The 24,784-nt window shown below is 72.8% G+C and carries 24 protein-coding genes; 11 read left to right on the top strand and 13 right to left on the bottom strand.

Annotation, left to right across the window (positions count from 1 at the left end; genetic code table 11):
- Window positions 1-33 precede the first annotated feature (33 nt).
- Complete coding sequence (locus tag J421_RS30210; RefSeq protein ID WP_025414864.1) at window positions 34-528, top strand: antitoxin Xre/MbcA/ParS toxin-binding domain-containing protein; 495 nt, start codon at window positions 34-36, stop codon at window positions 526-528.
- A gap of 4 nt (window positions 529-532) precedes the next feature.
- Window positions 533-1,054 carry an RES family NAD+ phosphorylase gene (locus J421_RS30205; protein ID WP_025414863.1) on the top strand — a complete coding sequence of 174 codons (522 nt, stop codon included), beginning with the start codon at window positions 533-535 and terminating at the stop codon, window positions 1,052-1,054.
- 173 nt (window positions 1,055-1,227) lie between these two features.
- Here J421_RS30205 and J421_RS30200 read toward each other — a convergent pair whose 3' ends face one another.
- The 4 genes from J421_RS30200 to J421_RS30185 all read right to left on the bottom strand — a co-directional run bounded on the left by J421_RS30200 (window position 1,228) and on the right by J421_RS30185 (window position 6,748).
- Window positions 1,228-2,004: a hypothetical protein gene (locus J421_RS30200; protein ID WP_025414862.1), complete on the bottom strand. Its 777-nt coding sequence runs from the start codon at window positions 2,002-2,004 to the stop codon at window positions 1,228-1,230.
- A gap of 85 nt (window positions 2,005-2,089) precedes the next feature.
- Window positions 2,090-2,401: a hypothetical protein gene (locus J421_RS30195; protein WP_025414861.1), complete on the bottom strand. Its 312-nt coding sequence runs from the start codon at window positions 2,399-2,401 to the stop codon at window positions 2,090-2,092.
- Between the two features lie 232 nt (window positions 2,402-2,633).
- Window positions 2,634-3,410, bottom strand: coding sequence for a sulfite exporter TauE/SafE family protein (locus tag J421_RS30190; RefSeq protein WP_025414860.1), 777 nt, complete (start codon window positions 3,408-3,410; stop codon window positions 2,634-2,636).
- Window positions 3,407-6,748, bottom strand: coding sequence for a VPS10 domain-containing protein (locus tag J421_RS30185; RefSeq protein ID WP_025414859.1), 3,342 nt, complete (start codon window positions 6,746-6,748; stop codon window positions 3,407-3,409). The genes J421_RS30190 and J421_RS30185 overlap by 4 nt, the downstream gene beginning before the upstream one ends.
- A gap of 253 nt (window positions 6,749-7,001) precedes the next feature.
- On the opposite strand from J421_RS30185, the gene J421_RS30180 reads away from it, so the two are divergent.
- The 3 genes from J421_RS30180 (at window position 7,002) to J421_RS30170 (ending at window position 8,256) form a co-directional block, all read left to right on the top strand.
- Window positions 7,002-7,376 (top strand): Ig-like domain-containing protein, encoded by a 375-nt coding sequence (locus J421_RS30180; protein WP_148306635.1) that lies wholly within the window; start codon window positions 7,002-7,004, stop codon window positions 7,374-7,376.
- 71 nt (window positions 7,377-7,447) lie between these two features.
- A complete protein-coding gene (locus J421_RS30175) occupies window positions 7,448-7,801 on the top strand; it encodes a cupin domain-containing protein (RefSeq protein ID WP_025414857.1) in 354 nt (117 codons plus the stop codon).
- 173 nt (window positions 7,802-7,974) lie between these two features.
- The gene (locus J421_RS30170; RefSeq protein ID WP_148306634.1) at window positions 7,975-8,256 is read left to right on the top strand and encodes a hypothetical protein; all 282 of its coding nucleotides are present in this window, start codon (window positions 7,975-7,977) and stop codon (window positions 8,254-8,256) included.
- 10 nt (window positions 8,257-8,266) lie between these two features.
- Here J421_RS30170 and J421_RS30165 read toward each other — a convergent pair whose 3' ends face one another.
- The gene (locus J421_RS30165; protein ID WP_236646405.1) at window positions 8,267-10,876 is read right to left on the bottom strand and encodes a glycoside hydrolase family 2 protein; all 2,610 of its coding nucleotides are present in this window, start codon (window positions 10,874-10,876) and stop codon (window positions 8,267-8,269) included.
- 113 nt (window positions 10,877-10,989) lie between these two features.
- Complete coding sequence (locus tag J421_RS30160) at window positions 10,990-12,387, bottom strand: APC family permease (RefSeq protein ID WP_025414854.1); 1,398 nt, start codon at window positions 12,385-12,387, stop codon at window positions 10,990-10,992.
- Between the two features lie 163 nt (window positions 12,388-12,550).
- On the opposite strand from J421_RS30160, the gene J421_RS30155 reads away from it, so the two are divergent.
- Together J421_RS30155 and J421_RS30150 are read left to right on the top strand one after the other, a co-directional pair.
- Entirely contained in the window at window positions 12,551-14,074 is a 1,524-nt protein-coding gene (locus J421_RS30155) for a lipopolysaccharide biosynthesis protein (RefSeq protein ID WP_025414853.1), read from the top strand.
- A complete protein-coding gene (locus J421_RS30150) occupies window positions 14,071-14,622 on the top strand; it encodes a dihydrofolate reductase family protein (protein WP_104023612.1) in 552 nt (183 codons plus the stop codon). The genes J421_RS30155 and J421_RS30150 overlap by 4 nt, the downstream gene beginning before the upstream one ends.
- Here J421_RS30150 and J421_RS30145 read toward each other — a convergent pair.
- On the bottom strand, window positions 14,619-17,009 hold the full coding sequence (locus J421_RS30145; protein ID WP_025414851.1) for a carbohydrate binding family 9 domain-containing protein: 2,391 nt from the start codon (window positions 17,007-17,009) through the stop codon (window positions 14,619-14,621). The genes J421_RS30150 and J421_RS30145 overlap by 4 nt on opposite strands.
- Before the next feature lie 117 nt (window positions 17,010-17,126).
- Between J421_RS30145 and J421_RS30140 the strand changes: the two genes are divergently transcribed.
- From J421_RS30140 to J421_RS30125, 4 genes are all read left to right on the top strand, one after another.
- Window positions 17,127-18,077 carry an alpha/beta fold hydrolase gene (locus tag J421_RS30140; RefSeq protein ID WP_025414850.1) on the top strand — a complete coding sequence of 317 codons (951 nt, stop codon included), beginning with the start codon at window positions 17,127-17,129 and terminating at the stop codon, window positions 18,075-18,077.
- Window positions 18,078-18,153: 76 nt separating this feature from the next.
- Window positions 18,154-19,905 (top strand): hypothetical protein, encoded by a 1,752-nt coding sequence (locus J421_RS30135; RefSeq protein ID WP_148306632.1) that lies wholly within the window; start codon window positions 18,154-18,156, stop codon window positions 19,903-19,905.
- A 23-nt stretch (window positions 19,906-19,928) separates the two neighbouring features.
- The gene (locus J421_RS30130; RefSeq protein WP_025414848.1) at window positions 19,929-20,381 is read left to right on the top strand and encodes a VanZ family protein; all 453 of its coding nucleotides are present in this window, start codon (window positions 19,929-19,931) and stop codon (window positions 20,379-20,381) included.
- Window positions 20,382-20,383: 2 nt separating this feature from the next.
- Window positions 20,384-20,608, top strand: a complete 225-nt coding sequence (locus tag J421_RS30125; protein ID WP_236646381.1) for a DUF3565 domain-containing protein — start codon at window positions 20,384-20,386, stop codon at window positions 20,606-20,608.
- Window positions 20,609-20,621: 13 nt separating this feature from the next.
- Here the strand turns inward: J421_RS30125 and J421_RS30120 are convergent, their stop codons facing one another.
- From J421_RS30120 to J421_RS30095, 6 genes are all read right to left on the bottom strand, one after another.
- Window positions 20,622-21,089, bottom strand: a complete 468-nt coding sequence (locus J421_RS30120) for a DUF1569 domain-containing protein (protein WP_025414846.1) — start codon at window positions 21,087-21,089, stop codon at window positions 20,622-20,624.
- Window positions 21,082-21,405, bottom strand: coding sequence for a Dabb family protein (locus J421_RS30115; protein WP_025414845.1), 324 nt, complete (start codon window positions 21,403-21,405; stop codon window positions 21,082-21,084). Before J421_RS30115 ends, J421_RS30120 begins: the two co-directional genes overlap by 8 nt.
- Window positions 21,406-21,407: 2 nt before the next feature.
- Complete coding sequence (locus tag J421_RS33500; RefSeq protein WP_104023510.1) at window positions 21,408-21,560, bottom strand: hypothetical protein; 153 nt, start codon at window positions 21,558-21,560, stop codon at window positions 21,408-21,410.
- Window positions 21,561-21,588: 28 nt separating this feature from the next.
- Window positions 21,589-21,798: a hypothetical protein gene (locus J421_RS30105; RefSeq protein ID WP_025414844.1), complete on the bottom strand. Its 210-nt coding sequence runs from the start codon at window positions 21,796-21,798 to the stop codon at window positions 21,589-21,591.
- A 12-nt stretch (window positions 21,799-21,810) separates the two neighbouring features.
- The gene (locus J421_RS30100; RefSeq protein WP_025414843.1) at window positions 21,811-22,071 is read right to left on the bottom strand and encodes a putative signal transducing protein; all 261 of its coding nucleotides are present in this window, start codon (window positions 22,069-22,071) and stop codon (window positions 21,811-21,813) included.
- A gap of 76 nt (window positions 22,072-22,147) precedes the next feature.
- Window positions 22,148-24,700 carry an ABC transporter permease gene (locus J421_RS30095; protein ID WP_158508992.1) on the bottom strand — a complete coding sequence of 851 codons (2,553 nt, stop codon included), beginning with the start codon at window positions 24,698-24,700 and terminating at the stop codon, window positions 22,148-22,150.
- Window positions 24,701-24,784: the final 84 nt, after the last annotated feature.

Genomic DNA, 24,784 nt, shown 5'->3' with positions numbered 1-24,784 from the left:
CTAGATTGAGGCACACGTGCCACCGGAGGCTCCATGACTGCCGCGCAGCTCCTGCACCTGCTCGTCGACCCGGCCGACGCCGCGCCGCGCCCCGCGGTGGCGCTCGTGGACGACATCGCGGTCGCGCGTGCGGTGGAGCGCGGGCTGCCGCTCGCCGCGCTGCGCCGGCTGACGACGCCGGATCCGGCCGACGGCGGGCTCACCCCCGACGAGATCGAGCGACTGGTCATCCCCCGCCGCACGCTCACGAAACGGCGCGCCCGTCGGCAGCCGCTGTCGCTCGAGGAGTCGAATCGCCTCGTCCGGCTCGCTCGCGTGCTCGCCACCGCGGTGGAGGCGTTCGGCGGCGACCCGGCGACGGCCGACGACGAGCGCACCCGCGAGGCGACCCGCCGCGCCGCGCGCTGGCTCCGCCGTCCGAGCCCGGCGCTCGACGGCGAGACGCCGCTCGGCCTGTGCACGACCGACGCGGGCGCGCGCATCGTCGAGGACGAGCTCGGACGGATCGCGTTCGGGGTGTTCGCCTGACGGCGTGACCCGCCTCTGGCGGCTGGCGCCCGGGCGCCACGACCCGCTCTCCGGCGAGGGCGCCCGCCGCCACGGCGGCCGGTGGACGTCGCCCGGCCGCCCCGCGGTCTACCTCGCGTCGCAGCTCCCGCTCGCCGTGCTCGAGGTGCTCGCCCACGTCGACCGCGACACGCTGCCGCTCGACCTCACGGCGTTCGCGGTGGACGTCGACGACGCGTTGGGCGCCCCCGACGGCTGGGGCCCGGCCGAGCCCCCGGCGCTCCCGGACGGCTGGCGCGCGGTGGCGCAGCCCACCGCCTGCCGCGCGGTCGGCGACGCGTGGCTCGCGATCCCGGCCGCCGCCCGCGGCGCGCTCCTTCGCGTCCCCACCGCGGTCCTCCCCGACTGGGCCGAGCACGCCGGCGCCGGCGTCGCGGAAGGGTGCTGGTGCGCCGTGCTCGACCCGCTGCACCCCGACGCGGCGCGGGTGACCGTGGCGGAGCACCACCCGTTCGCGTTCGATCCCAGGCTCGTGGGCCGTGAATGAACCGCAGAGGACGCAGCGGGTCGCAGAGCCTTTTCATTTGAACCACAGAGGACACGGAGGACACGGAGGAGAACCACTTCGATTGGTTTCCTCCGTGTCCTCCGTGTCCTCTGTGGTTAAGAGCCGTTGCCGTTCTCTGCGGCCCTCTGCGGCCCTCTGCGGTTCGACATGTCTTAGAACCGACCCACCGGCGCCGGATCGCCGCGGCTGCCGCGGTAGGTCACGCGGGCCGCGCCGTCGACGTCGAACGTCCAGTAATGGCGCGAGATGCACCCCGCGGGGCAGTCGCCGTAGCCCACCGAGTACTCGAGCCGCCAGCCGCCGCTCGACGGCTCGGCGCGGATGTCGTCGCCGTCGCCGCCGGAGCCGTTCGGCTCCGCGGCGCGCACGCCGGCGATCGAGGCGAAGCGCGTCGCGAGCGCGGCCATGTTCGTCGGGCGCGTCGCGCCGAGCGTCACCATGAGGCCCGTCGTCAGCGCGTACCGCTGGTCGAGCGTGAGGCCGTAGCGGGCGACGAGCGCGTCGATGGACGCGTCGCCGGTGTGCAGGACGCCGTGCGCCAACGCGTCCGCCCACCGCGGCAGCGGGTCGTCGGCGATGACGATTAGCTGTTGGGACTCTCCGAACGCGTGGATGCGGTAGAGCGTCACGACGCTGTCGCGCGCCGGCAGCGACGTCGCGGCGTAGACCGCGGCGAGCGAGCGGTACAGGCTCTCCACGAGATCCGCCGGCACCTCGATCGGCTGCGCCGCCGGCGGGCCGACGCGACGCAGCTCGCGCACCGCGAGCGCCACCGCGTCGTGGCGGTACGCGGCGGCGGCCGAGTCGGGGAGCGCCGCGACGACACTCGCCGGGGGCGGGAACTCCGGCCCGGTCGGCTGGCCGGAGCAGGCCGCGCCGGCGATCGCCAGGCCGGCGATGGCGAGGGAGCGCGAGAGACGGGAGCGCATCGACGGCGGCGGGCGGGGGCACGAGAACGGGGCCCGCGGCGAAGCGGGCCCCGTGCAGAGGATTACTCCGCGATCCGCGGCAGCGTCACGCCACCAGCCGCTCCGCACGCGGCAGCCGCGCCGGGACGTTCAGCGTGAGGCGCATGACGGCCTGCGCCGTCTCGTCGCACGTGCGCTGGAGCGAGAACGGCAGCCTGAGCGCACCGCGGCGGCGGAGCGCGAGGTAGCGGCCGGCGTCGTCGCGCGCATCCGCGGCGACCGGCGACGGCGCGCCCTCGCGCACCGACACGGCCGCGGCCATGAGGCGCTCGGCGAGCGCCTGCGCCTGCTCGAGGGCGAGGGGAATATCGGTCACGGGCACGGTGAGCCCGAACAGCGTCTGCATGGTGTCGATCATCGGGAGTCCTCTCTGGTCGGCCCGATGTAGTGCGAGCGGGGTGCCTGACAGAAGTGCCGGCGCGGCAGCCATTCGGCGGGCTGACCGCGCTGCGGAGTGCCAGGGCGGCCGAGGGCAGCCAGACTGGCGGCGCGGATGAATCGGCTCCGATACCTCGGCTCTGATACCGCGGCTCTGGTGACGCGCGGTATCAGCGCCGCGGCTCGAGCGCCGCTCCAGCAGCGCCGCCTCATCAGCGCCGCAGCTGCTCGACAAGGAGCCAAGCGCCGCTGACGAACCCCACCACCAGCACCGCCCTCCGCACCAGATATTGAGGCACCCGCTGGGCGCCGCGCGACGCCACGTAGCCACCGGCGATCGAGCCGACGGCCATGGCGAGCGCCACCGGCCAGTCGACGAGGCGGGTGAACGAGAACGTCGCCGCGGCGACGAAGTTCATGCACGTGCCGCCCCAGTTCTTCAGCCCGTTCATGCGGTGGATGTCGCGCAGCCCAATCATGCCGAGCACGGCGAGCATGAGGATGCCGATGCCGGCGCCGAAGTAGCCGCCGTAGACGCCGACCGCGAACTGGGCGGCGAGGTGGCGCAGACGGGGGCGCGCGAGCTCGGGCACCGCACCGCGGCGGGCCGCCAGCACGCCCTGCATGGCGAACAGCGACGTGGCGCCGAGCACCAGCCACGGCGCGAGGTGCGCGAACCGCTCCGGCGACGTGTGCAGCAGCAGCCACGCGCCGAGCGCCCCGCCGGCGAGGCTGGGCACCGCGAACGCCACCGCCCAGCCGCCCGCGCCGCGCAGCGCATCGCGGTAGCCGTACATCGAGCTCACCGATCCCGGCCACAGCGCGACCGTGCTCGTCGCGTTCGCGACGATGGGCGAGATGCCTAACGAGACGAGCGACGGGAACGTGAGCAGCGTGCCGCCGCCGGCGACCGCGTTCACCGCACCGCCTAACGCTGCGGCCACCATCACCGGCAGCAGCCGCAGCGCATCGCCGCCGATCGCGATCACGAGATCGGCTTCTTCGCGTCCTCCACCGTCACGGCCGGCACGTCGAGCTCCTTCATGAGCCGGTTGAACGCCGACAGGTCGCCCGCCTCCAGCGCCCGGAGCCGCTCGAGCTGCGCGTCCACCTGCGCGCCGAGGTCGCGGAGCACCGCCTGCGACTGCGTCGTGGGCCCCTTGTCGAAGCTCTGCGCCATGCGGTTGACGTTCAGCAGCTGGTTGTACGGCCTGACCGGGTAGTGCAGCGTGATCTGGTCGGCTTCCGAGTGCACGTCGGCGAGCGCGGCGCGAATCGCCTCGAGCCGCGCGCGGAGCGACCGCGCCGGCGCCGAGACGCGCGACGCGTACGACTGCTTCGCCGTCTGGCTCACGCGCGCGTCGAGCTGCCGCTGCATCGACTCGATGCGGCTCACGGCGTCCACCAGCTCGTTCGTCTTCGCGACGGTGCGCTGCGCGAAGTCGAACGTCGCCGCGAGCTCCGTCGGCGTGGCGCCGATGCGCGGGTCGTCGACGACGCGGAACGGCTGCGTGAGCGCGGTGCCGCCGACCGTGAGGCGCACCGCGTACGTGCCGGGCGTCAGCATCGGACCGTCGGTCGTGCCCTCGTCGTTCACGACGCTCTTGAGCTCCTTGATGCCCGGGTAGCGCAGATCCCACACGAACCGGTTGAGCCCCGCGCGTGCGTGCACGACGGAGTCGGCGGGGAAGTAGCTCGCGCTGTCCGACTCGATGCGCCGGCGCTGCGACGACTGCCCGGTGGTGTCGTACGCCGTGAAGCGCTTCAGCGAGTCCGACGCGGTGAACGCGACGCGGGTCGAGTCGGGCTTCGGCGCGGTCGTGTCGGGGCTGGTGAACGACTTGATGACGGTGCCCTTCGCGTCGAGGAACTCGAGCTTGATCGGCTTCGCCGGCGCGGTCTTGAGCCAGTAGTCGACGTACAGCCCGGCGGGCGGGTTCTCGCCCGACTCGCTCCCGGCGCGGCCGCGCCCCGCCGTGAAGCGGATCGCCGTCGACGGCGCGAACAGGTGCGCCGACTTCGCGCGCACGGAGTCGGCGAGCTGCCGCAGCGGCGACACGTCGTCGAGGATCCAGAACGCGCGCCCGTGCGTCGCGGCGATGAGATCGTTGTCGTGCACGGCGAGATCGCGCACCGGCGTGCGCGGGAGGTTGAGCTGGAGCGGCCACCAGCGCGCGCCGTCGTCGAACGACACGAACACGCCGGTCTCGGTGCCCGCGTAGAGCAGCCCGCGCCGCACCGGATCCTCGCGGATGGCGCGCGTGTAGCTGCCTGACGGGATGCCGGCGTCGATGCGTGTCCACGTCTTCCCGTAGTCGGCGGTCTTCAGCAGATACGGGCGGAAGTCGTCCTGCTGGTAGCGGTTCGCCGCGACGTAGAGCGTGCCGGCGTCGTGATGGCTCGGCTCGACGATGCTCATCTTCGTGAACGGCGGCAGCCCGGGCGGCGTGACGTTCGTCCACGTGCCACCGCCGTCGCGCGTGACGTGAATCAGCCCGTCGTCGCTTCCCGCCCAGATGAGCCCCTTCGCGATCGGCGACTCGGCGACGGCGAACGCCATGGCGTACCACTCGGTGCCGGTCATGTCGCCGTGGATCGGGCCGCCGGAGCGGCCTAACGTCTTCGGGTCGGCGCGCGACAGGTCGGGGGAGATCTTCGTCCACGAGTTCCCCTCGTCGGTCGAGCGGAAGAGGAACTGCGCGGCGGTGTAGAGCGTCTTCGGATCGTGCGGCGAGAAGAACAGCGGGAAGGTCCACGCGAAGCGGTAGGGCACCTCGCCCGCCGCCCAGCCGTCGTAGTTGTCGAGCCACACGCTGACGTTGCGCGTCTGCTGCGTCTTCCGGTCGTGGCGCCAGATCTCGCCCATGTAGCCGCCGCCGTACGTGACGTCGGGGTTCGTCGGGTCGACGGCGATGTACGCGCTCTCGCCGCCGGCGACGGGCCACCAGTCCTGCCGCGTGACGGTGCCCTGGTCGGAGCGGCTCGCGATGGAGACGGTGGTGTTGTCCTGCTGCGCGCCGTAGACGCGGTACGGGAACTGGTTGTCGGTGATGACGTGGTAGAACTGCGACGTCGGCTGGTTCTGGATGCTCGACCACGTCGCGCCGGCGTCGTAGCTCACCGTGGCGCCGCCGTCGTTCGCGTGGATCATGCGCTTCGGATCCTTCGGGTCGATCCACAGCAGGTGCGTGTCGCCGTGCGGCACGCCGAGCCGCGCCCAGCTGCGTCCCCCGTCCACGGAGCGCCACGTGCCGAGGTTGTTCACGTAGACGGTGTTCTCGTCCTGCGGGTCGGCCGTGACGGTGGAGTAGTACCACGCGCGCACCTGCCACCGCTGGTCGCCGCTCACGCGCTGCCACGTCGCGCCGCCGTCGTCGGAGCGGAAGATGCCGCCGCGCGGCGCGCCGGCCGAGTCCGGGGCCTCCACGCTCGCATAGACGCGACGCGGGTTCGCGGGCGACACCGCGACGCCGATGCGGCCCAACGCCGTGCTGGGCAGCCCCGGGTTCGCGCTGACGTCGGTCCACGTGTCGCCGCCGTCGGTCGACTTCCACAGCCCGCTCTTCCCGCCTCCCGCCGACATCCCCCACGGGAAGCGCTGGACGCGCCACATCGCCGCGAACAGCACGCGCGGGTTCGACGGGTCCATCGCGAGATCGATGGCGCCGGTGGAGTCGTCGACGAACAGCACCTGCTTCCACGTCTTGCCGCCATCGGTGGTGCGGTAGACGCCGCGCTCCTTGTTAGGCCCGAACACGTGCCCGATCGCGGCGACGTACGCGACGTCGGCGTTCGTCGGGTGCACGCGGATGGCGCCGATCTGCTGGGTGTCCGTCAGGCCGAGGTGCTCCCAGCTCTCGCCGCCGTCGGTGCTGCGGTACACGCCGGTGCCGTAGGTGACGTCCTCGCGGATCCCCATCTCGCCCGAGCCGACCCAGATCACGTTCGGGTCGCTCGGCGACGTGGCGATCGCGCCGACGGAGGCGATCTCGGGGCCGCCGTTCTTCACGCGGAAGTCGGAGACGTTGCGCCACGTCTGCCCGCCGTTCGTCGTCTTCCACACGCCGCCGGCGACGGCGCCGAAGTAGAACACGCGCGGGTCGGTGTACGAGCCGGTGACGGCGACGGAGCGCCCGCCGCGGAACGGGCCGATGTTGCGCCAGCGGAGCGAGCGGAACTCGCTCGGCGGGCGGCCGCTGTCGGCCTGCGCGGCGGCCTGCGTGGCGCGCTGGGCGTCGCGCGGCGTGCCGCGTTGGGCGTGGGCGCTGGCGGCGAACGCGCCGCATGCGCAGAGCGTGGCGGCGACGGTGAAGCGTGAGCGGGGCATCGGCAAGGGCGGATGATGGACGGGGCGGCCACGGGCCGCGCCGAAATGTCACGGGGGGTGAGGCGGCCGACCAGTGGCGCGAGGCGCGTGGTGACGGAACGGGAGCGCCTGGCGACGCGCAGGCCGGGTCGCAGGCCGGGTCGCACGCCGCGCGGCCGTGGTGGCCGCCGGCGGGGCGCCGGACTAACGTGTGCAGGGCAGTCGTCCGTGCCTCGAACGAGCGTTAGGCGACGACCGATTCACGAGGCTCGCAGTGGAAGCAACTCCGTTCCGCAGATACCGTCTCACGCCGTGGATGCCGGCCCTCGCGGCGATGGCCGCCAGCTGCGGCGACTACCTGAGCGTGGAGCCGACGGTCGATCGGCTGGAGATCACGGCGCCGCGCCGCACGCTCGTCGTCGGCGACACGTTGCAGCTGCAGGCGACCGCCTATGGGGCGCGGGGCGCCTACGCGACGACGAACAAGCTCGTCATCGGCTGGGCGAGCAGCGCCCCGGCGGTGGCGACCGTAAACGCGTCGTCCGGGCTCGTGACGGCATTCGCGCTGGGCCGCGCGACCATCCGGGCGATCGCGCGAGGCAAGCAGGACACGGTGACCGTGACCGTCGTCGCGTCGGCGGTGCGGTGACACGGGCAGCGCGCTCGCCGCGACCGCCTGACGCATCGCGCGGCCGTCGACACCTGACATCGACCGTCGACATGCATGTCATCGACTGCGGCGCCGAGCGCGCCACGCCCATTACCGAGTACGCGAGCCGCGGCGCGAGCGCGCAGCCACTCGGCGACGGCGCGGGCGAGGCACACGTCTACGTGGTGCACCTCGAGCCGGGCGGCGAGATCGGCGCGCACCCGGCGGGCTTCGATCAGCTCTTCCTCGTCGTCCGCGGCGAGGGCTGGGTGGCCGGTGCCGATGGGGCGCGTCACCTCGTGCGCGCGGGCCACGGCGCGGTGATCGCGCGCGGCGAGGTGCACGCGAAGGGAAGCGACTCGGGCTGCAGCGCGGTGATGATCCAGCTCACCGAGCTCGCGCTGCCGGCGACGGTGCGGAAGTGAGCGCGGCGTCCCCGCCGCCTAACGATTCGTCGGGTCGGCGGATACGGGGCGCGATCCGGCGTGCGGGCCGCCTCCGATTGCGTCCGCGCCGGTGAGTGGCGAGAATCCTCGCGAGCGGTTCGGCTCACACCGGGGTCGGGCGTCGGCGCCCGACGCGACGCGGAGGAATGGGGATGAGCGCACAGCATGCACGGGCGGGGCGCGCGGGCCGAGGCGCAGCGAAGGCACGCCTCGGCGCCGCGCACGGGATGGCGCGGTTGAGCGAGCGACAGACGGCCGCGCTGCGCCGCGCGGCGTGGGCATGGCTCGACGCCCATCCGGACGCCGAGCGGCTGCCCGCGGCGTTCTTCGCGCGGCAGGGCGCGCGATTCGCGGTCGCGTCGGCGACGGCGCGCGCGGCGATCCACGGGGACACGTGGAGCTACCTGCAGGAGCCGCCGCCGGTGCCGCGCTAGGCGGATCCGCCTAACGCGTCTCGGTCCTCGACACGTTCCAGCCGCCCACCACCACGCGCGGCGCGGCGCCGCCGAGATCGCGACGGTGGAAGGATGCCGTCACCACGCGCGTCTCTCCGGGAAGGAGCGACAGGTAGTTGTCGCTCCAGAGCACCGGGAGCGCCTCCTCGCCGCCGCGCCCCGTGACCTGCAGCCGGAGGAAGAACGCCACCGCCTGGCTCGTGTTGGTGAGCGTCACGCGCGCGTCCTCGTCCGTGCCGCGCGTCGTGAAGCGCGCGCTCGCCGTCACGGTCGCGCGCGGCATCGAGGCGAGCGCCGTGTAGTCCGCGTACGACTTCACCGGCGTCATGTACCAGGTGGAGGTGTCCGCGAGCACGTCGCTCCGCGTCGACAGCCAGTAGAAGTTGCTGCTCAGCGGTCGACCGTCCGCGGCCGTCAGCCGGAGATCGGCGAAGTACGCGCCCGAGATCCCGCTCGGCTCCGGCAGCGCGAGCACGCGCAGAGTGCTGTCGGCGGGCACGTCGAGCACCGTGTCGCGCGTCCACTGTTCCGACGCGTCGAGGCCCAACACTCTCGCGCGGAGTCGCACGCCACGCAGCGGCTCGCGCCGCGCGTTCACGATCGCGATCGAGCGGTCGTCGTACGAGAACATCGCGTGCACCGGCTCGTTCGCCTTCTTCGTGCCGAAGTAGCCGCCGCCCGGCCGCAGGTACCAGTCGAAGAGGTGCCAGTAGATCGACGGCCACGCGTTGTTCAGCATCCACTGGATCACGCCCGTGGAGACGTACTTGTTGCGGCGATACGCCTCGAACATCGCGCGCTCGCCCTCGTACGTCATGAGCTGCGACTTCTCCACGAAGTCGTCGATGTCGCGCGGCGGACCGTAGCGCTTGACGAGCGCGGTGTCGAAGCGGTCGAGCAGGTGCGTGAACTGCCCGCCGGCCGCGTGGAACAGCCACACGCTGTCGAGCGGCCACTGGATGTCGCGCTCCGGCATCATGCGGCGCACGCTCTCGATCGGCGGCACGGCCGCGCCGGGGCTCGTCTCGGTGTTGTACGCCCACGCGCCGCCGTGCGTGCTGTCCTGCAGCCAGTAGCCGGGCGGCACCCAGTCGTACGGGCCCGTCATCTTCACGCCGCTCGCGCCGGTGACGCGCGTCGGCTTCGCGCTCGCCGACGAGATGGTCGGATTGGGCCAGTGCTCCTCGCGCTCGATGTCGAGGTACGTCTGCTCCACGTTCGCCGGCGGCGGGTTGTCGCTGCCGTTGAGCCAGACGAGCGCGCTCGCGTGGCCGCGCAGCCGCCGGATCTGGTCGCGCAGCGACGCCGCGGCGACCGCGTACTGCTCGGGGCCCCACTTCGCCCACTCCTCCCACGCGTCGCAGCACACCCACCCGGTCATCACGAGCAGACCCAGGCTGTCGGTGCGCTGCCAGAAGCGGTCGTCCTCGTAGTTGCCCTCGAGCCGGATGGTGTTGAGGTGCATGTCGAGCGCGTAGCGGAGCTGCGCGTCCTGCCGCTCGGGCTGCGGTCGGAAGAAGATGTCCGGCGCCCATCCGCCGCCGCGCACCAGGATCCGCCTGCCGTTCACCACGAGCAGCCGCCCGCCGCGCGCCGTCGTCTCGGACGTGATCTCCCGGATCCCGAAGCGCACGCGCTGCCGATCCGAGACCCGGCCGCCCGCGGTGAACGACAGGTCGAGCGTGTACAGCTCCGGCCGCCCGAGCTCCACCGGCCACCAGAGCCGCGGGCTCGTGAAGCGGAGCTGCGGGAAGCTGTCCGGCGTGAACGCGACGTACGCGCTGTCGTTAGGCGCGAGCGTCACCGTCCTGCTGAACGAGACGCCCTCGATACGCCCGCGCAGCGTGCCCGTCACGGGGCGCGGGCCGAGGTTGCGGAGCTCCGTGCCCACGGTGAGCTCGGCGCGCCGGAGCGTCGCCGTGTCGACGTGGCTGACGACCTGCGGGTCGCGCAGCACGACGCTGCCGCTCGCGACGAGCGACACGGGCTGCCAGATCCCCATGTCCTTGTCCGGCGGCGATGGGTTCCAGTCCACCCACGTCGTCTGCAGGTCGGGCGGTGTCGGCGCGAAGACCTCGACGGCGAGCGCGTTGGGCCCCGCCGCGACGGCATCGGTCACGTCGAAGTCGTAGCGGCGATAGGTGCCGACGACCTGGCTCGAGTCGGCGAGCCGGCGGCCGTTGAGCCACACGTTCGCGCGGTAGTTGATCCCGTCGAAGTGGAGCACGAGCCGGCGGCCGCGCATCGCGCCCGGCACGCGGAACGTGCGGCGGTACCACCACGGCACGGCGAACGGGCTCGTCGAGTCCATGGGCAGGTGCGCGAAGTTCTGCCCGATCTTGTAGCTCATGCCGGGCAGCGCGCGCAGGTTCATCCCGAAGAACGGGTCGCGGTACACGCTGTCGTCGACGAGCGTGCCGACCACCGTCGACGGCACCGTCGCGCGATGCCAGCCGGTGGCGCGATACGTCGGCGCGGAGATCCGCGCACCGTCGGTGCCCACCTCGGCCGACGACTGGATCGCCCATCCGTCGCGCAGCGTCTCCCGCTCCTGCGCGCCGCCTCGAGCGGCGAACGCGGCGAGCACGACGCAGTGCATGCTCACGCGGAGACGCGGAGCACGCGGAGCATGCGGAGCACGACACTTGTGAATGGGCAGTTCTCCGCGTCCTCCGCGGCTCCGCGTGAGAGTGTTCTTCCGCAGGATCTGCATCACGATGCTGCCTCCTGGAGTGCGAACGGCCACCGCGTGGTGCGCCACGACCAGACGAGGAACGCCAGGCCGCCCAGCGCGAGGACGCCGAGCCCGAACATGATGACGCGCGGCGCCGTGGTGGCGAAGACGAAGATCCAGCCGACGAGCGCGACGAGCGCCGGCACGGGATAGAGCCACATGCGGTAGGGACGCGGCATCTCCGGCGCGCGCTTGCGCAGGAGCATGACGCCGAAGACCTGCCCCATGAACTGCACGAGGATGCGCGTCACGATCAGCGCGTCGATCACCGTGCCGAGCGAGAACAGCCCGGCGACGATCGAGATCGCGCCGAGGACGAGGAGCGACACGTACGGGAAGTCCTTCGTCGGATGCAGGCGCGCGAACGCGCGGAAGAAGTAGCCGCTCTCCGCCGCCGCGAACGGGATGCGCGAGTACCCGAGCAGGAGCGCGAACACGGAGCCGAACGCCGTCCACAGCACGAGCAGCGTGAACACCGTCGCGACGCCGCGCCCGTAGATCTTCTGCATGAAGATCGAGACGATGAAGTTGGACTCGGGGTGCGCGGCCGCGGGCACGAACGTGCGCCACGGGACGACGCCGATGATCGACAGGTTGATCCCGAGGTAGATCACCGCGACCGCGGCGGTGCTGATGAGGATCGAGCGCGGGATCACGCGCCCCGGGTCGCGCACCTCGTCGCCGATGTAGCAGACGTCGTAGTAGCCGAGGTAGTCGTAGATCCCGATGCGCGACGCCGCGCCGAGCCCGAGGAAGAAGCCCAACGAGAAGTTGAACGCGCCCGGCGGGAAGTCGAACGCGACCCGCGGGTCGAAGTGCATCGTGCCGGTGACGATGACCGCGAGCGCCGTGATCAGCGTCCCGACCCAGAGCGAGACGGTGATGCTCGCGATGGAGTGGATGCGCCGGTACAGCAGCGCGATGTTGACCAGCCCCACCACGGTGACGAGCGCGATCGTGTTCGCGCGGGTGAGCCCCTTCCAGATGTAGCTCGCGTAGTCCGCGAACCCGATGTAGCCCGACGCGATCTCCAGCGGGCCGCTGAGCACGAACTGCCACACGAACAGGAACGCCATGAGGCGGCCGAGCCGCTCGCGCCCGAAGGCCTCGCGCAGGTAGTGGAACGAGCCGCCGGAGCCGGGCATCGCCGCCCCCAGCTCGCTCCACACCATGCCGTCGCCGATGACGATGACGAGGGCGACGATCCACCCGAGCATCGCCTGCGGCCCGCCGAGCGCGGACATGAGCAGCGGGATCGTGATGAACGGGCCGACGCCGATCATGTTCGTCATGTTTAGCGCCGTCGCGGGCAGGAGGCCGAAGCGGCGCGGGAGCTGCGGCGGCTCGGCGGCGTCGATAGGGGGCGGGATGGACATCGGCAGTCGCGGGAGCTGGGCGGACGGTGGCCTGGGAGCGCGTGGCGAAATGTCTCGGCCGGTCCGGCACTGGACCAGGGCCGCGCTGGTCACATTCGGCGGCGGATGCTAACCTGGGGCGCCGGTCCTCGGGCCGCTCCCCCCTTCGTGTCCCGCCTCCCGCATGAATCAGCTGCAACGCGACCTGACGGCGAACCTCGCCGGCCGCTTCTGGTCGATGGCGCTCAACCTGCTCGCGGTCCCGGTCTACCTGCGCTACCTCGGCGCGGAGGCCTACGGGTTGATCGGGCTGCTCATCCTCCTCGAGAACATCTCGTCGCTGCTCGACTCGGGGCTGGGGCTGACGCTGAACCGCGAGCTCGCGCGCCGCGGCGCGGTGACCGGGGCGGGCGCGGTCGACACGCGGCGCGACGTGCTCCTGACGTTGCAGGCGGTGCACTGGGGGCTGGCGCTCGTGTGCGGTGGGCTCGTGCTCGCCGCGGCGCCGCTGATCGCGCACCACTGGGTGCAGGCGCGCGCGCTCGATCCCGCGACGATCACCCGCTGCCTGCGCTGGATGAGCCTCTCGGTCACGGCCGCGGTGCTGTTCTCGTTCTATCAGGGCGGCCTGTTCGGGATCGGGCGGCAGGTGGCGCTGAACGCGCTCATGATCGTCTTCAGCACCGTGCGCATCGGCGGGGCGATGCTCGTGCTCGCGCGCGTGACCTCGGCCCCGCACGTGTTCTTCGCGCTGCAGGGCCTCGCGCTCGCCGCGCAGGTGGTGGTGGGCGCGTGGCTCCTGTGGACGTCGCTGCCGGCGATCGGCCGCCGCAGCCGCTTCGAGCGCGGCGTCATCCGCGAGGTGTGGCGGTTCACCGCGACGGTCTCGGCGAACTCGTTCCTCACGGCCGCGGTGTCGCAGGTCGACAAGGTGATCTTCAGCCGCGTGCTCTCGCTCGCGGACTTCGGGTACTACACGCTCGCCGGGACGGCGGCGGGCACGCTGTGGTCGGTGGTGCTCCCGCTCGGCGCGCCGTTCTTCCCGCGCTTCGCCGAGCTGTGGGAGCAGCGGGCCATCGGCCGGCTGGCCGAGATGTATCACCGCGCGAGCCAGCTCATCACGCTCGCCGCCGCGCCGCTCGCGGTCGTGCTGTGCGCGTTCGCGTACCCGCTGCTCCTCATCTGGACGCGCAGCGCCGACACGGCGGGACGCGCGGCGCCGATCCTCACGGTGCTCGCGATCGGCACGGCCATGAACGCGCTGTCGAGCGTGCCGTCGCACGTGCAGAACGCGTGCGGCTGGCCGGGGCTCATGACGACGTACAACGCGGTCTACGTCGCGCTGCTCGTGCCCGCGATCTGGTTCACGGCGAGCCGCTACGGGGCGGTCGGCGCGGCGGCGACGTGGGCGGTGCCGAACGCGGGGTACATGTTCGTCACGACGCCGATCATGCATCGGCGCCTGCTGCGCGGAGAGCTCGGGCGGTGGCTGCGCGCGGACGTCGGCGTGCCGCTGCTCGTGGCGCTCGGCGTCGGCGCGGCGCTGCGGCTGGCGATGCCGCCGCTCGACCGGCTCTCGGCGCTCGTGTACATCGCCGCGGCGGGGACGGTGGTGATGGCGACGACGTTCGTCTGCCTGCGCGAGCTGCGGCCGATCGTGTCGCGCGAGGTGGCGACCATGTGGCGGCGGTGGGCGACGGCCGCGTGAGCCCGCACGCTCCCGCCGCCGTCTTCATCGCCACGAGCCTCGACGGCTTCATCGCCCGCGAGGACGGCGCCATCGACTGGCTCCCCGTGCCCGAGCCGGGCGGCGAGGACTACGGGTACGCGACGTTCTTCGACGCCGTCGACGCGCTCGTCATGGGACGCAACACGTTCGAGCTCGTGCGCGCGTTCCCGACGTGGCCGTACGGCGACAAGCCCGTCGTCGTGCTCACGCACCGCCCGCTCGACGGCCCCGCGCCGTCGGGCGGCCGCGTCGAGACGATGGCCGGGCGGCCGGAGGAGATCGTCGAGCGGCTCGCGGCGCGCGGGCTCGCGCGGCTCTACGTCGACGGCGGAAAGACGGTGCAGGCGTTCCTCGACGCGGGGCTCGTCGACCGCATGATCGTCACGACCGTGCCGGTGCTCCTCGGTCGCGGCATCCCGCTGTTCGGCCCCCTGTCGAACGGCGACGTGCGGCTGCGCCACGTCGCGACGCGAAGCTTCGCGGACGGGCTGGTGCAGAGCGAGTACGCGGTGCTGCCGTCGCGTTAGGCGCGCCGCAGCAGGTAGCTCATCTTCACGAACACCGCGTCGCGCTGCCGGCGCAGCCCCGAGAAGCGCAGCGCGTCCGCCTCGCCGAGCGTGCTGCCGTAGCCGACGAACACCACCGTGCCCGGCGACGGCATGTACGAGAACAGCAGCTCCGGCCGGAAGCTGTTCACGGACCGGGCGCGCCCCGTCGCGGTGGTGAAGCCGCGCCCCGGCAGGTAGCCGCCGCGCCCGTCCGGGACGAGGATCGTGCCGCCGGGGATCGCGCTCGCGCCGGCCGCGTCGCGTAGGTCGTCGGCGTAGTCGGCGCGGTACTCGCCGACGGCGCGCACGAATACCGCGCGCGTGATCTGGTACTCGGCCTTCACGCGCGGGATGCGCGTCTCGCCCACCATCGATCCGTCGGTCGGGCGGCGGTACCACTGCCACAGGTACGTGCCGCCGACGCGGAGCTGGTCGGTCGGCCGCCAGTCGACGGCCGCGGAGACGTAGCCGATGTTCGCCGGCGCCCACTCGAAGAAGTTCTCGTCGCGCCCGACGATGTACGTCGCCGACGCCGACACGCGCCGGTAGTTCGGCGTCGTGACGGAGAACACCCAGTCGTGGTTCGTGATGCGCGGCAGGCCGACGAACGGCACCGTGTCGGTGGCCGACGCGACGAGCCGGCCGTCGTAGAAGTCGGGATCGTAGCCGAACGTCTCCAGCAGGTACGACACGCCGGCCTTCCAGCCGCCGCGCAGCTCGTAGTTCGTGTTGAGGTGCAGCTTCTTCTCCAGCATGTCGCCGCGCGTCACGAACTTCCGGTACTTCCACAGCCCGTCCGCCGACACGTCGAACGACGCCGAGCGGAGCGCGGAGCCCTGGGCGCCGAACATGCGCGCGGTATGGTCGATCAGCAGGTGCGTCACCGCAGGCCGTGAGATGAAGCCGCTCTGCGCGTCGAACTCGTCGTGCATGGCGTTGAACAGGTAGCGCGCGACGAACGAGCGGCCGGTGCGGCGGAGGTCCACCATGTACAGCGGCCCCTCGCGCGTCGGCGCATCGGGCGCGGTGGTGCGGCTGTACGCGCCCTGCAGCTGCGCGCTGTAGATCTTCCGCCACACCGCGCGCGAGTCGACGCCGACGACGCGGTTGCTGTGGCCGTGCTCCTCGCGGTCGGTGTACACGAAGCCCGCGCGCGACGAGCGGCCGACGTCGCGCTGCAGCCGCAGGATCTCGAACCACGGGCGCGCGTCGCCGTCGGCCGACGCGGCGCGGTCGTCGGCCGCCGAGAGCGCGGCGAAGTCGACGCCGGCGGCCTTGCCCGAGACCTTCACCGCGCCTAACGGGCTCGTGATCCGCCGCGTGTACACGAGCTGGTTCGGGACGTTGAGCTGCTCGATGCCGTCGAGGAAGAACGGCCGCTTCTCGGCGAAGAACAGCGCCTGCCGCGGGTCGAACGCGATCTGCCCCGCGTCCGACTCTACCTCGGCGAAGTCGGGGCGCACTGTCGCGTTCAGCGTGACGTTGTTCGTCATGCCCCAGCGCACGTTGCCGCCGAGCCGCGCGGGCTGTGCGTCGTAGGCGTAGCCCCGCGCAGTGGTCGGTCCGCCGACCGCGCGCTCCGTCACGACCGGGTTGAGATCGAGCACGAGCCCGCGCCGCAGGCCGCTCAGTCCCACGAGATGCCCCGACTGCGCGAGGTACGACGCGGCCGCGCGCTGCGCCGGCGCCCAGCTGTACTCGACGCCGCGGCTCTGCACCACGCGGATGACGTTCACGCCCCACGTCTGCGACGGCAGCGACTGGTAGCGCAGGCTCTTGAACGGGATGCGGATCTCGACCTCGTAGCCGAAGTCGGTGAGCCGCCCCTTCGACTCGAAGACGTAGTCCGGGCTGATGTCGGTCGGCTCGCGCCCCGACTGCAGGCCCTGGAAGCCGCCGCCGCTCGAGCGCCCGCTCTCGACGACGATGCCGTCGCCCTGCACGCCTAACGGGTTCACGGCGAACACCGTCGCCTGGCGCCCGTCGTTGAACGTGCCGAGGAAGATGCCGATGTAGTCGCCGGTGTAGATCTTGTCGCGGTCGGCGAGCGTCGCGCGCACCGTCCCCGGCTCGGCGAACGCGCGGATGCCGAAGTGGATCGCGGTCGGCGAGTACCACACGAGCACCTGGGTGGAGTCGTCGGCCGGCGCGTCGTCGGTCGGTGCGTAGCGCGAGAAGCCGGTGAGCCGCGCGGCCGTGCGCCACGCCGCCTCGTCGAGCCGCCCGTCGACGGTACCTTCGCTGTCGTGCCGCGGGATCGCGACGTCGAGCTCACGGCTGCGCCCCGCGTACGTGCGCCCCGCGAAGTCGTCGGGCGGTGTGGCGGCGGCGAGCAGCGTGGCGAGGAGCGCGGCGAACGGCAGCATCGAGGGCGGTGCGGCGGGGGGAGGGGACGAGCGCGGTCGGGGCACGAAAGGTACGCGACCCGGCGCGTCGCGAGAGCGCCCTTGAGCGATTCCGTGACGGACGGCAGCATACGAGGCATGAATCGCGTGCTCCGGCTGCTCGGTGGTGCGCTCGCGCTGCTCCTCGTCGCGGCGATCGGGCTCCTCGTGGCGTGGCGCGTCCCCGACCGACCGGTGGACGCGTTGACCGCGCGCTGGGCGCCGCCGCCGTCGCGCTTCGTGCCGGTGGCGGGGCTCTCGCTCCACCTGCGCGACGAGGGCCCGCGCGACGACTCGCTGCCGATCGTGCTGCTGCACGGCACGTCGTCGTCGCTGCATACGTGGGACGGGTGGGCGCGCGCGTTGTCGACGCACCGTCGCGTGATCCGCTACGACATGCCGGGCTTCGGGCTCACCGGGCCGGCCGCCGACGGGCGCTACGACATCGAGGCGTACGTGCGCACGCTCGCCGCGGTGCTCGACACGCTGCACGTCGCGCGCTGCGTGCTCGCCGGCAACTCGTTAGGCGGGCACGTCGCGTGGGCCATGGCGGCGCTGCACCCCGAGCGCGTCGCGCGGCTCGTGCTCGTCGACGCCGCGGGCTACCCGTTCCACTCCGCGTCGGTGCCGATCGGCTTCCGCCTCGCGAACACGCCGGGGCTCGCGCGCCTGCTCCAGGACGTGCTGCCGCGGCCGCTCGTCGCGAGCTCGGTGCGCAACGTGTACGGCGATCCGTCGCGCGTCACGCCGGCGCTCGTCGACCGCTACTTCGACATGACGGCACGTGCGGGCAACAGGCGCGCGGTGGTCGAGCGCTTCCGGCAGTCGCGCCCGGGCGAGCTGTCCGAGCGCATCCCGTCGCTGCGCGTGCCGACGCTCATCCTGTGGGGCGGACGCGACCGGCTCATCCCGCGCGCGTCGGCGGACCGCTTCCACCGCGAGATCGCGGGCAGCCGGCTCGTCGTCTTCCCCGACCTCGGGCACGTGCCGCACGAGGAGGATCCGGGGCGCACGGTGGCGGTGGTGCGCGAGTTCATAGGCGAGCCATGAGAACGCATCATGTCCATGGCGTTACCATGAGCTCCATCGAGCGCTGTATGGAGATGATGGTAACGCGATGCAGATGATGCGTGCTTGCCTTTCGGTTCTCGCCGCGAGCCTGCTGTCCGCCTGCACCGCCGACCGCGAGCCGACACCGCCGGCGCGCGACATCGCCCTCCGCCGCGCGTCCGGCGACGCGCAGGAGACGCGCACGGCTGGGACTACGCTTCCCGCGCCGCTGGTGGTGTCCGCGGTCGATCGCAGCGGTCGTGGCGCGCCCGACGCGATGATCACGTGGACGACGAGCGATGGCGCCGTCGCGGGCGACGCGCGCACCGACGCCGCGGGGCAGGCGCATGCCTCATGGCGGCTCGCGCCACGCCTCGGCGGGCAGAGCGCCGTCGCGCACCTCGGCTCGCGCGACTCGGTGATCTTCCGCGCGCGTGTGCTGGCGAGCGACGCGCGGCTCGCGCGCGACACGCTGGTGCTGCGCTCGGGCGAGCATGCACGCGTGACGTGGCAGCCGCTCGACGCGGCAGGCGTCGCGCTCGCGGCCGGCGAGGTCGACGCGCGATGGGCGAGCGGCGACGCGGCGGTCGCGACGGTCGGCGCCGACGGCCAGGTGGCCGCGCTCCGCGACGGCGTGACCGAGCTCACCGCGGATCTCTCGGCGTTGGGCCTCGCACGGCCGCTGCGCGCGACGATCGTCGTCGGCGTGCCGCTCGCCGGCCGGGTCGAGTTGCTCGACGGCACCGCGCCGCACGGGCTGCGCGTGTACGTCCGCACCGCGTCGGGCGTCGACTCCGCCGACGTCGCGGCCGACGGCAGGTTCGCGCTGCGGGCGCGGTCGGCAGCGCTGCGCGACTCGACCGAGATCCTCGTCGACGCCGCGGACCGCGTGGCGCGACGCTGGTTCCCGTCGCTCACGCGCTGGACGCCGGGGTCGGGCGACGCGCCGCCGCTGCGCTTCGTGCTCCTGCCGCTCCGCTGGCGGTTCGCCTCCGGCGCGTTCGCCGGCGGGGAGATCCCGCTCAGCCTGAACGCGGCGCTCGGCGCGGGGCTCGCCGGGGCCCCGGGGGGCGCGCCGTGGTACGACCGCAACTGGTTCCTCGACCGCGTCGCGCCGTTAGGCAGCGCGCCCACGCTCGAGGCGTTCCCCGACGACGCGTTCCCGCTCCCGGTGTATTTCGACCGCGACCGCTCGCGGATGCCGATCGTCGCCGACGACTCCACGGCGTTCTGGCGCGCGCTCGACGCGCTCGGCGACGCGGTCGGGACGCGGCTCTACCGCCCGACGGAGAAGCGGCTCGTGCCGGAGCGCGAGGTTGCCACCGCGGCCGGATCGCTCGTGACGCGCGCGTACGCGGTCGCGGTCGTCGTCGACTCGGTGTTGCTGCAGGGGCTCGCCGCGAGCACGTGGACGACGGCGTGCGTCGGTGAGCGGCTCGCGGCGCACCCGTGCCTCGGCGTGCTCGATCGCGTCGACGCGACGCTCTCGTTCAGCGGTCGTACGCGGCGCGTGCGCGAGGCCGCCCTCGTCCAGCACGAGGCGGGACACGTCCTCGGGCTCGGCCACACCTGCTACTGGACGAGCGTGATGTACGCGCAGCTGGACGCGTCGTCGTGGAGCAGCGTGGCGCCGAGCTGCGCGCGGTGGTTCCAGGGCGGCGCGTGGCCGTCGGGGAGCATCGACCGCGCGGACGCGATCACGGCGCGCGACGCCGCGTACCTCGCGCTGTACCTCCGCGTCGCGTCGGTCGTCCGCCGCGTCGGCCCGGCGCACGCGCTCCACGCCGCGTTCCTCGGCGAGCGGCACCTGCTGCTCGGGCTCGAGTGACGCGCGCGTGGTAGCTTCCTGACATGACGGCGCTCTTCACGGCGGTGCGCGTGGTGCTCGCGGTGCTCGCGCTCCGAGGCGTGCGCGCCGCGTACGTCGCGTTCATGGCGCTCGGGCTGCTCTACTTCCCGGCGCGCGTCGGCTTCCGGCTGCACCCGCGCGCCTGCGAGACCGCGCTCGACGCGCGGCTGGCCGCGCTGTCGCTCGGCAACCACCCGCACATCGTGCTGTTCGCGCTGTGCTACGTGCTGAGCCTCCCGCAGTTCCGCGGGCCGCGGCGCTGGCTGTGCGCGGGTGCGGCGACGCTCGTGATGGGCGCCCTCGTCGAGCTGGCCGAAGGGGTCACGGGGCAGGGACACTGCCGGCTGCGCGACCTCGTGCCCGACGCGACGGGCGCCGCGTTAGGCGCGCTCGTCATGCTCGCATGGGGGGGGGCGCGCGACGCGGTGCGGGTGCGCGTCGCCGCGCGCGGCTGATCGTGCGCCCGTTCGATCCCGCGGCACCGGAGCAGGCGATCACCGGCTTCCGGCTCGACGACGAGGGGCACTGGGTCGCGGAGCTGGCGTGCGGCCACCGGCAGCACGTGCGTCACGAGCCGCCGATGCAGAGCCGGCCGTGGGTGCTGACCGAGGCCGGGCGCGCGGCGCACCTCGGCACGACGCTGCGCTGCATGCGCTGCCTGCTCGGCGAGCCGCCCGCCTGACGCGGCGATCGCGTCAGACGCCGAACTGCCGCAGGTGATGGTCGAGGTGCTTGTACATCAGCACCGCCCACTCGCGCGGCGTCAGGCGCCCGAAGAAGCCGTGCGGGTGCGTCGTGCACCCCGCGGGCCCGGCCGCGACGAAGCGGTCGATGAGCGCCGAGAGCCGCGCGCGCTCCGCAGCGAGGTCCGGCTCCTCGTTCACGACGAGCTCCGGCATCGTCGGCGAGTTGCGGCGCATGGGCGCATCGTTCCCGAGCGCGAGCGGCTTGATGGCCCAGCCGAGGACGCGCCCGATCATCGCGCGCGGCGGCCGCCGCTCGCCCAGCGCCTGCTCCACGGCCCGCGCGCAGTGCACCACCATCTGCGACGGCGTCATCGTGCCCCACTGCCGCGGGCTGTCGGGGCGCAGCGTCTGCAGGCGGCGCTGCACCTCGGCGACGGCGTCCGGATCGAACAGGTTACGTCGGCGGTCGTCAGCCACGTGCCGCCTCCTGCTCGTCGCTCACCGAGTCGAAGATCCGCACGTCCGTCCACAGGCCGCCGCACTCGTCGCGGAAGCGGTCGTGCACGGGGTGCACCTGATACGCGTCGTGCGCCGCCTGGTCGTCGAAGACGGCGACCAGCGCGACCGAGTAGCCGCGCTCGATCACCGGCCGATCGGTCGGCGCGGGCACGCCCACGTAGCCGTGGCGCACGCCCTCGATCGTGCGCAGCGACGCGACGCCGGCGTCGAAGCGCGCGCGCTCGTCGGGCGTGAGGTCGGGACGGAGCCAGAAGTAGACGGCGTGCACGAACATGCTCACCCCTGCCGCTTGAAGTACTGCACCGCGCGCTCGTGCTTCTCGGCGGCCTCGCGCGTCTTGAACGTGCCGAGGTTGCGGCGCTTGCCGGTCTTCGGGTCTTTCTTCTTCGAGTAGAGCCGGTACTCACCGCTCTTTAGCTTGCGGATCATGGCGGCCTCCGTCGGTCTCCGTCGGTGCCTAACGGCCGGCCTGCCGACCCGGTGCGCGCAGCAGTGCCCACGATCCCGCGAGCGCGCAGAGCGCGAGCGCGGCGACCGCCACGAGCACCGACGCGTGCGGCGCCCGGTGGCGCGACGTGAGCTGATGGACGATCGGTGCGTGCAGGCCGAGCAGGAACCACGACAGCATGCAGCCGAGCACGACGAGCCGGTAGGAGCGGGTCGACATGGTCACCTCGTGTTAGGCGGCGGGAGGGGTGTCGTCGTGCGGCGCCTCGGCCGGTGCGTCGGCCGGCGTGTCGAGCACCTCGGCGGCGAGCGCCGCGTCCTCGGCGCGCACGAGCAGGCGCACCGGGTAGACGAGCGCCATGCTCGGGTACGCGCCCCCGGCCGTGTCCGCGAGCACCTGCGACGGGATCCCGTTCGCCTCGAGGACCGTGGACGCGAAGCGCGCGTCGAGCTCGTTCAGGAACTCGCGGAGGACGACGATCTCGTCGGACACGGTCGGACGGTGCGGTGTGGCGGTGGTCCTGCACGATACGGCTGCAGGATAACACGCCGAGCGGCCGTCCGCCGCACTACTCCGCGCGCAGCGCCTCCGTCGGCTGCACGCCGAGCGCGCGCCGCGTCGGCACGACGCACGAGAGCAGGCACACGCCGAACATGAACGCGACGTAGGCCACGTAGAGCGCCACCTGTCCCGCGCTGAACGCGGGCTTGATCCGGCCGTCCTCGAGCCCGATGGTCGACGCGAAGAACGCCACGGCACCGATGAGCGCCCCGCCCGCCACGACGCCGACGGCCACCTGCGTCACCGGCCGCCGGAAGATGTCGACCACCACGCGTCGCCGGTCGGAGCCTAACGCGACGCGTACGCCGATCTCGCGCGTGCGCCGCGCGACGGTGAACGACAGCACCGAGTAGATGCCGGCGAGCGAGAGGAGGATCGCGATGCCGATCAGGACGAGCGTCATCCGGAACCACAGCCGGATGAACCACAGCACGCCGCTCGTCACCTGATCGACGCTCTGCAGCGCCGTGAGCCGCAGCGTGGGGTCCGCCGCCGACGAGATCGCGCGCAGCCGCGGCACGAGCGCCATCGGGTCGCCGCGCGTGTGCACGACGATGTTGACCGGCCCGTCCCGCCCGGGGACCGTCGGCAGATAGAGCCCCGCGGCGCGCCCCATCTGCGTCGGCGCACCCATGCCGAGCTCCTTCACCACGCCGACGATCTCGAACCACGGCCGCTCCTGCTCGGGCACGTTCCTGCCCCGCCGAGCGCCGAAGCGCACCAGCCGGCCGACGGCGCTGCGTCCCTGCAGCACCTGGTCGACGAAGCCCTTGTCGACGATGACGGCGCGCGCGCTCGGCGCGAGGTCGCCGTTGTCGAACGCGCGCCCGGCGAGCATCGGGGTCTTCAGCACGTCGAAGTAGGACGGGTCGATCTGCGCGGTGCTCACCTCTCGCAGCGGCTGCTGCCCCGAGCGCGACGGCACCGGCGCCGCCTGCCGCGCGCCGGGCAGGTCTTCCTCCAGCTCGATGACGCGCTCGGCGTGCTCGTCGCGCGGCAGTCGGTCCACGAACGTGACGCCGAGGACGCCGGGTTCGGCGGCCACGCGCTGGCGCACCGTCTCGAGCGCGGCCGCGAGGCGCGTGCCCCGCGCCACCCACGCCGATTCGGCCGCCGCCTCGCGCACGTCGGGAACGTCCATGTCGAGCCGTGCGGCGAGATACTCCTCCGCCGCGAAGCCGGCGGGGAACGACTTGATGCGCGCGAGCTGCCGCTGCTCGACGTACGCGATCCCGGGGAATGCTACCGTGAACGCGACCTGCGTGATGATGACCGCCGTCCACACGCCGCCGAACTGTACGCCGCCGCCGCCGCCCGTCGTCCCCTGCCGGAGCTGCGCGCCGATCCCCTTCATGACCTTCAGTGCCGGCACCACGCCGGCGATCGCCGCGCCGAGCAGCGTGAGCCCGCACGCGTAGAGCACGGTCAGCGGCGAGAGGCCGATGTCGAACCAGAACGGGATCCGCCCGAGGTTGAACTCCAGGTAGCGCAGCCCCCACCGGTCGAGCACGAACCACGCGGCCGCCAGGCCGACCGCCGCGGCCACGGCGCCCAACACCAGCGCCTCGGCGAAGAGCTGCGCGATGATCCGACCGCGGCTCGCGCCTAACGCGCTGCGCACCACGAGCTCGCTCTGACGCGTGGCGGCCCGCGCGAACATGAGCAGGGCCACGTTGCAGCAGATCAGCACGAGCAGCAGCACCGCGAAGACGTTGAACGAGTAGATCAGCGGCATCTCCTGGGCGGACGGATCCCAGAACGTGCTCGTGTACGGCCTGACCTGCGGCAGCAGGTGCTCGTGCGTGCTCGGGAACTGCGCCGCCGTGCGCCGACCGAGCACCGCCAGCTCCGCCTGCGCTCCCTCGAGCGAGACGCCCGGCGCCAGTCGCCCGAAGACCGTGACGTCCGGCCCCTCGCGCGGCGGCTGGCCGAGCACGTCCGACCGGAGCGGGATCCACGCCTCGTGCGAGACGGGGAACGCGAACCCCTCGGGCATCACGCCGACCACCGTGGCGAACGTGTCTCCGAGCTGCACGCTGCGGCCGATCACGTGCGCGTCGCCCGCGAAGCGCTTCTGCCACACGCCGTAGCCGATCACCACGACCTGCGGCGCCCCGGCGCGCTCGTCGGCCGGAGCGAGCACGCGACCCAATACCGGCGCGGCGGGCGCGATCCGGAACGCGTTCGACGTGATCTCCGCCACCTGCACGGGACCGGACTCGATGCCGGGCGCGACGAGGCTGATCGACACGTCGCGGAACGCCCCGATGTCGGTGACCGACTTGAGCGACTCGCGCCACACGACGAAGTCGTGCAGCGCCCGCGGCTCCGCCTTCCCGGCCTCCACGTCCCAGTCCCGGATCTGCACGACGCGATCGCCGGCCGGCAGCGGCAGCGTGGGGTTGGTGAACGCCGTCACCATCTCGAACACCACGGCGCCCACCCACACGGCGAACGCCATCGCGAGCCCGCCCACGATCGTCAGGCCGGGATACTTCACGAGCATCCGGAAGCCGAACTTCAGGTCGAGCGGCAGCGCGAATCGAAGGGGACGCGACATCGTCATGACGGCTGGTGGTATTGGCGGATCGCTCGCGCAACCTGGGATGCCGCGGCGGGGCTCGACAGCGGCGATTCGCCGAAC

Source organism: Gemmatirosa kalamazoonensis (genome assembly GCF_000522985.1).
Classification (GTDB): domain Bacteria; phylum Gemmatimonadota; class Gemmatimonadetes; order Gemmatimonadales; family Gemmatimonadaceae; genus Gemmatirosa; species Gemmatirosa kalamazoonensis.
The sequence above is the reverse complement of the archived record's forward strand: the minus strand, read 5'-3'. Positions and strand labels throughout refer to the sequence as shown.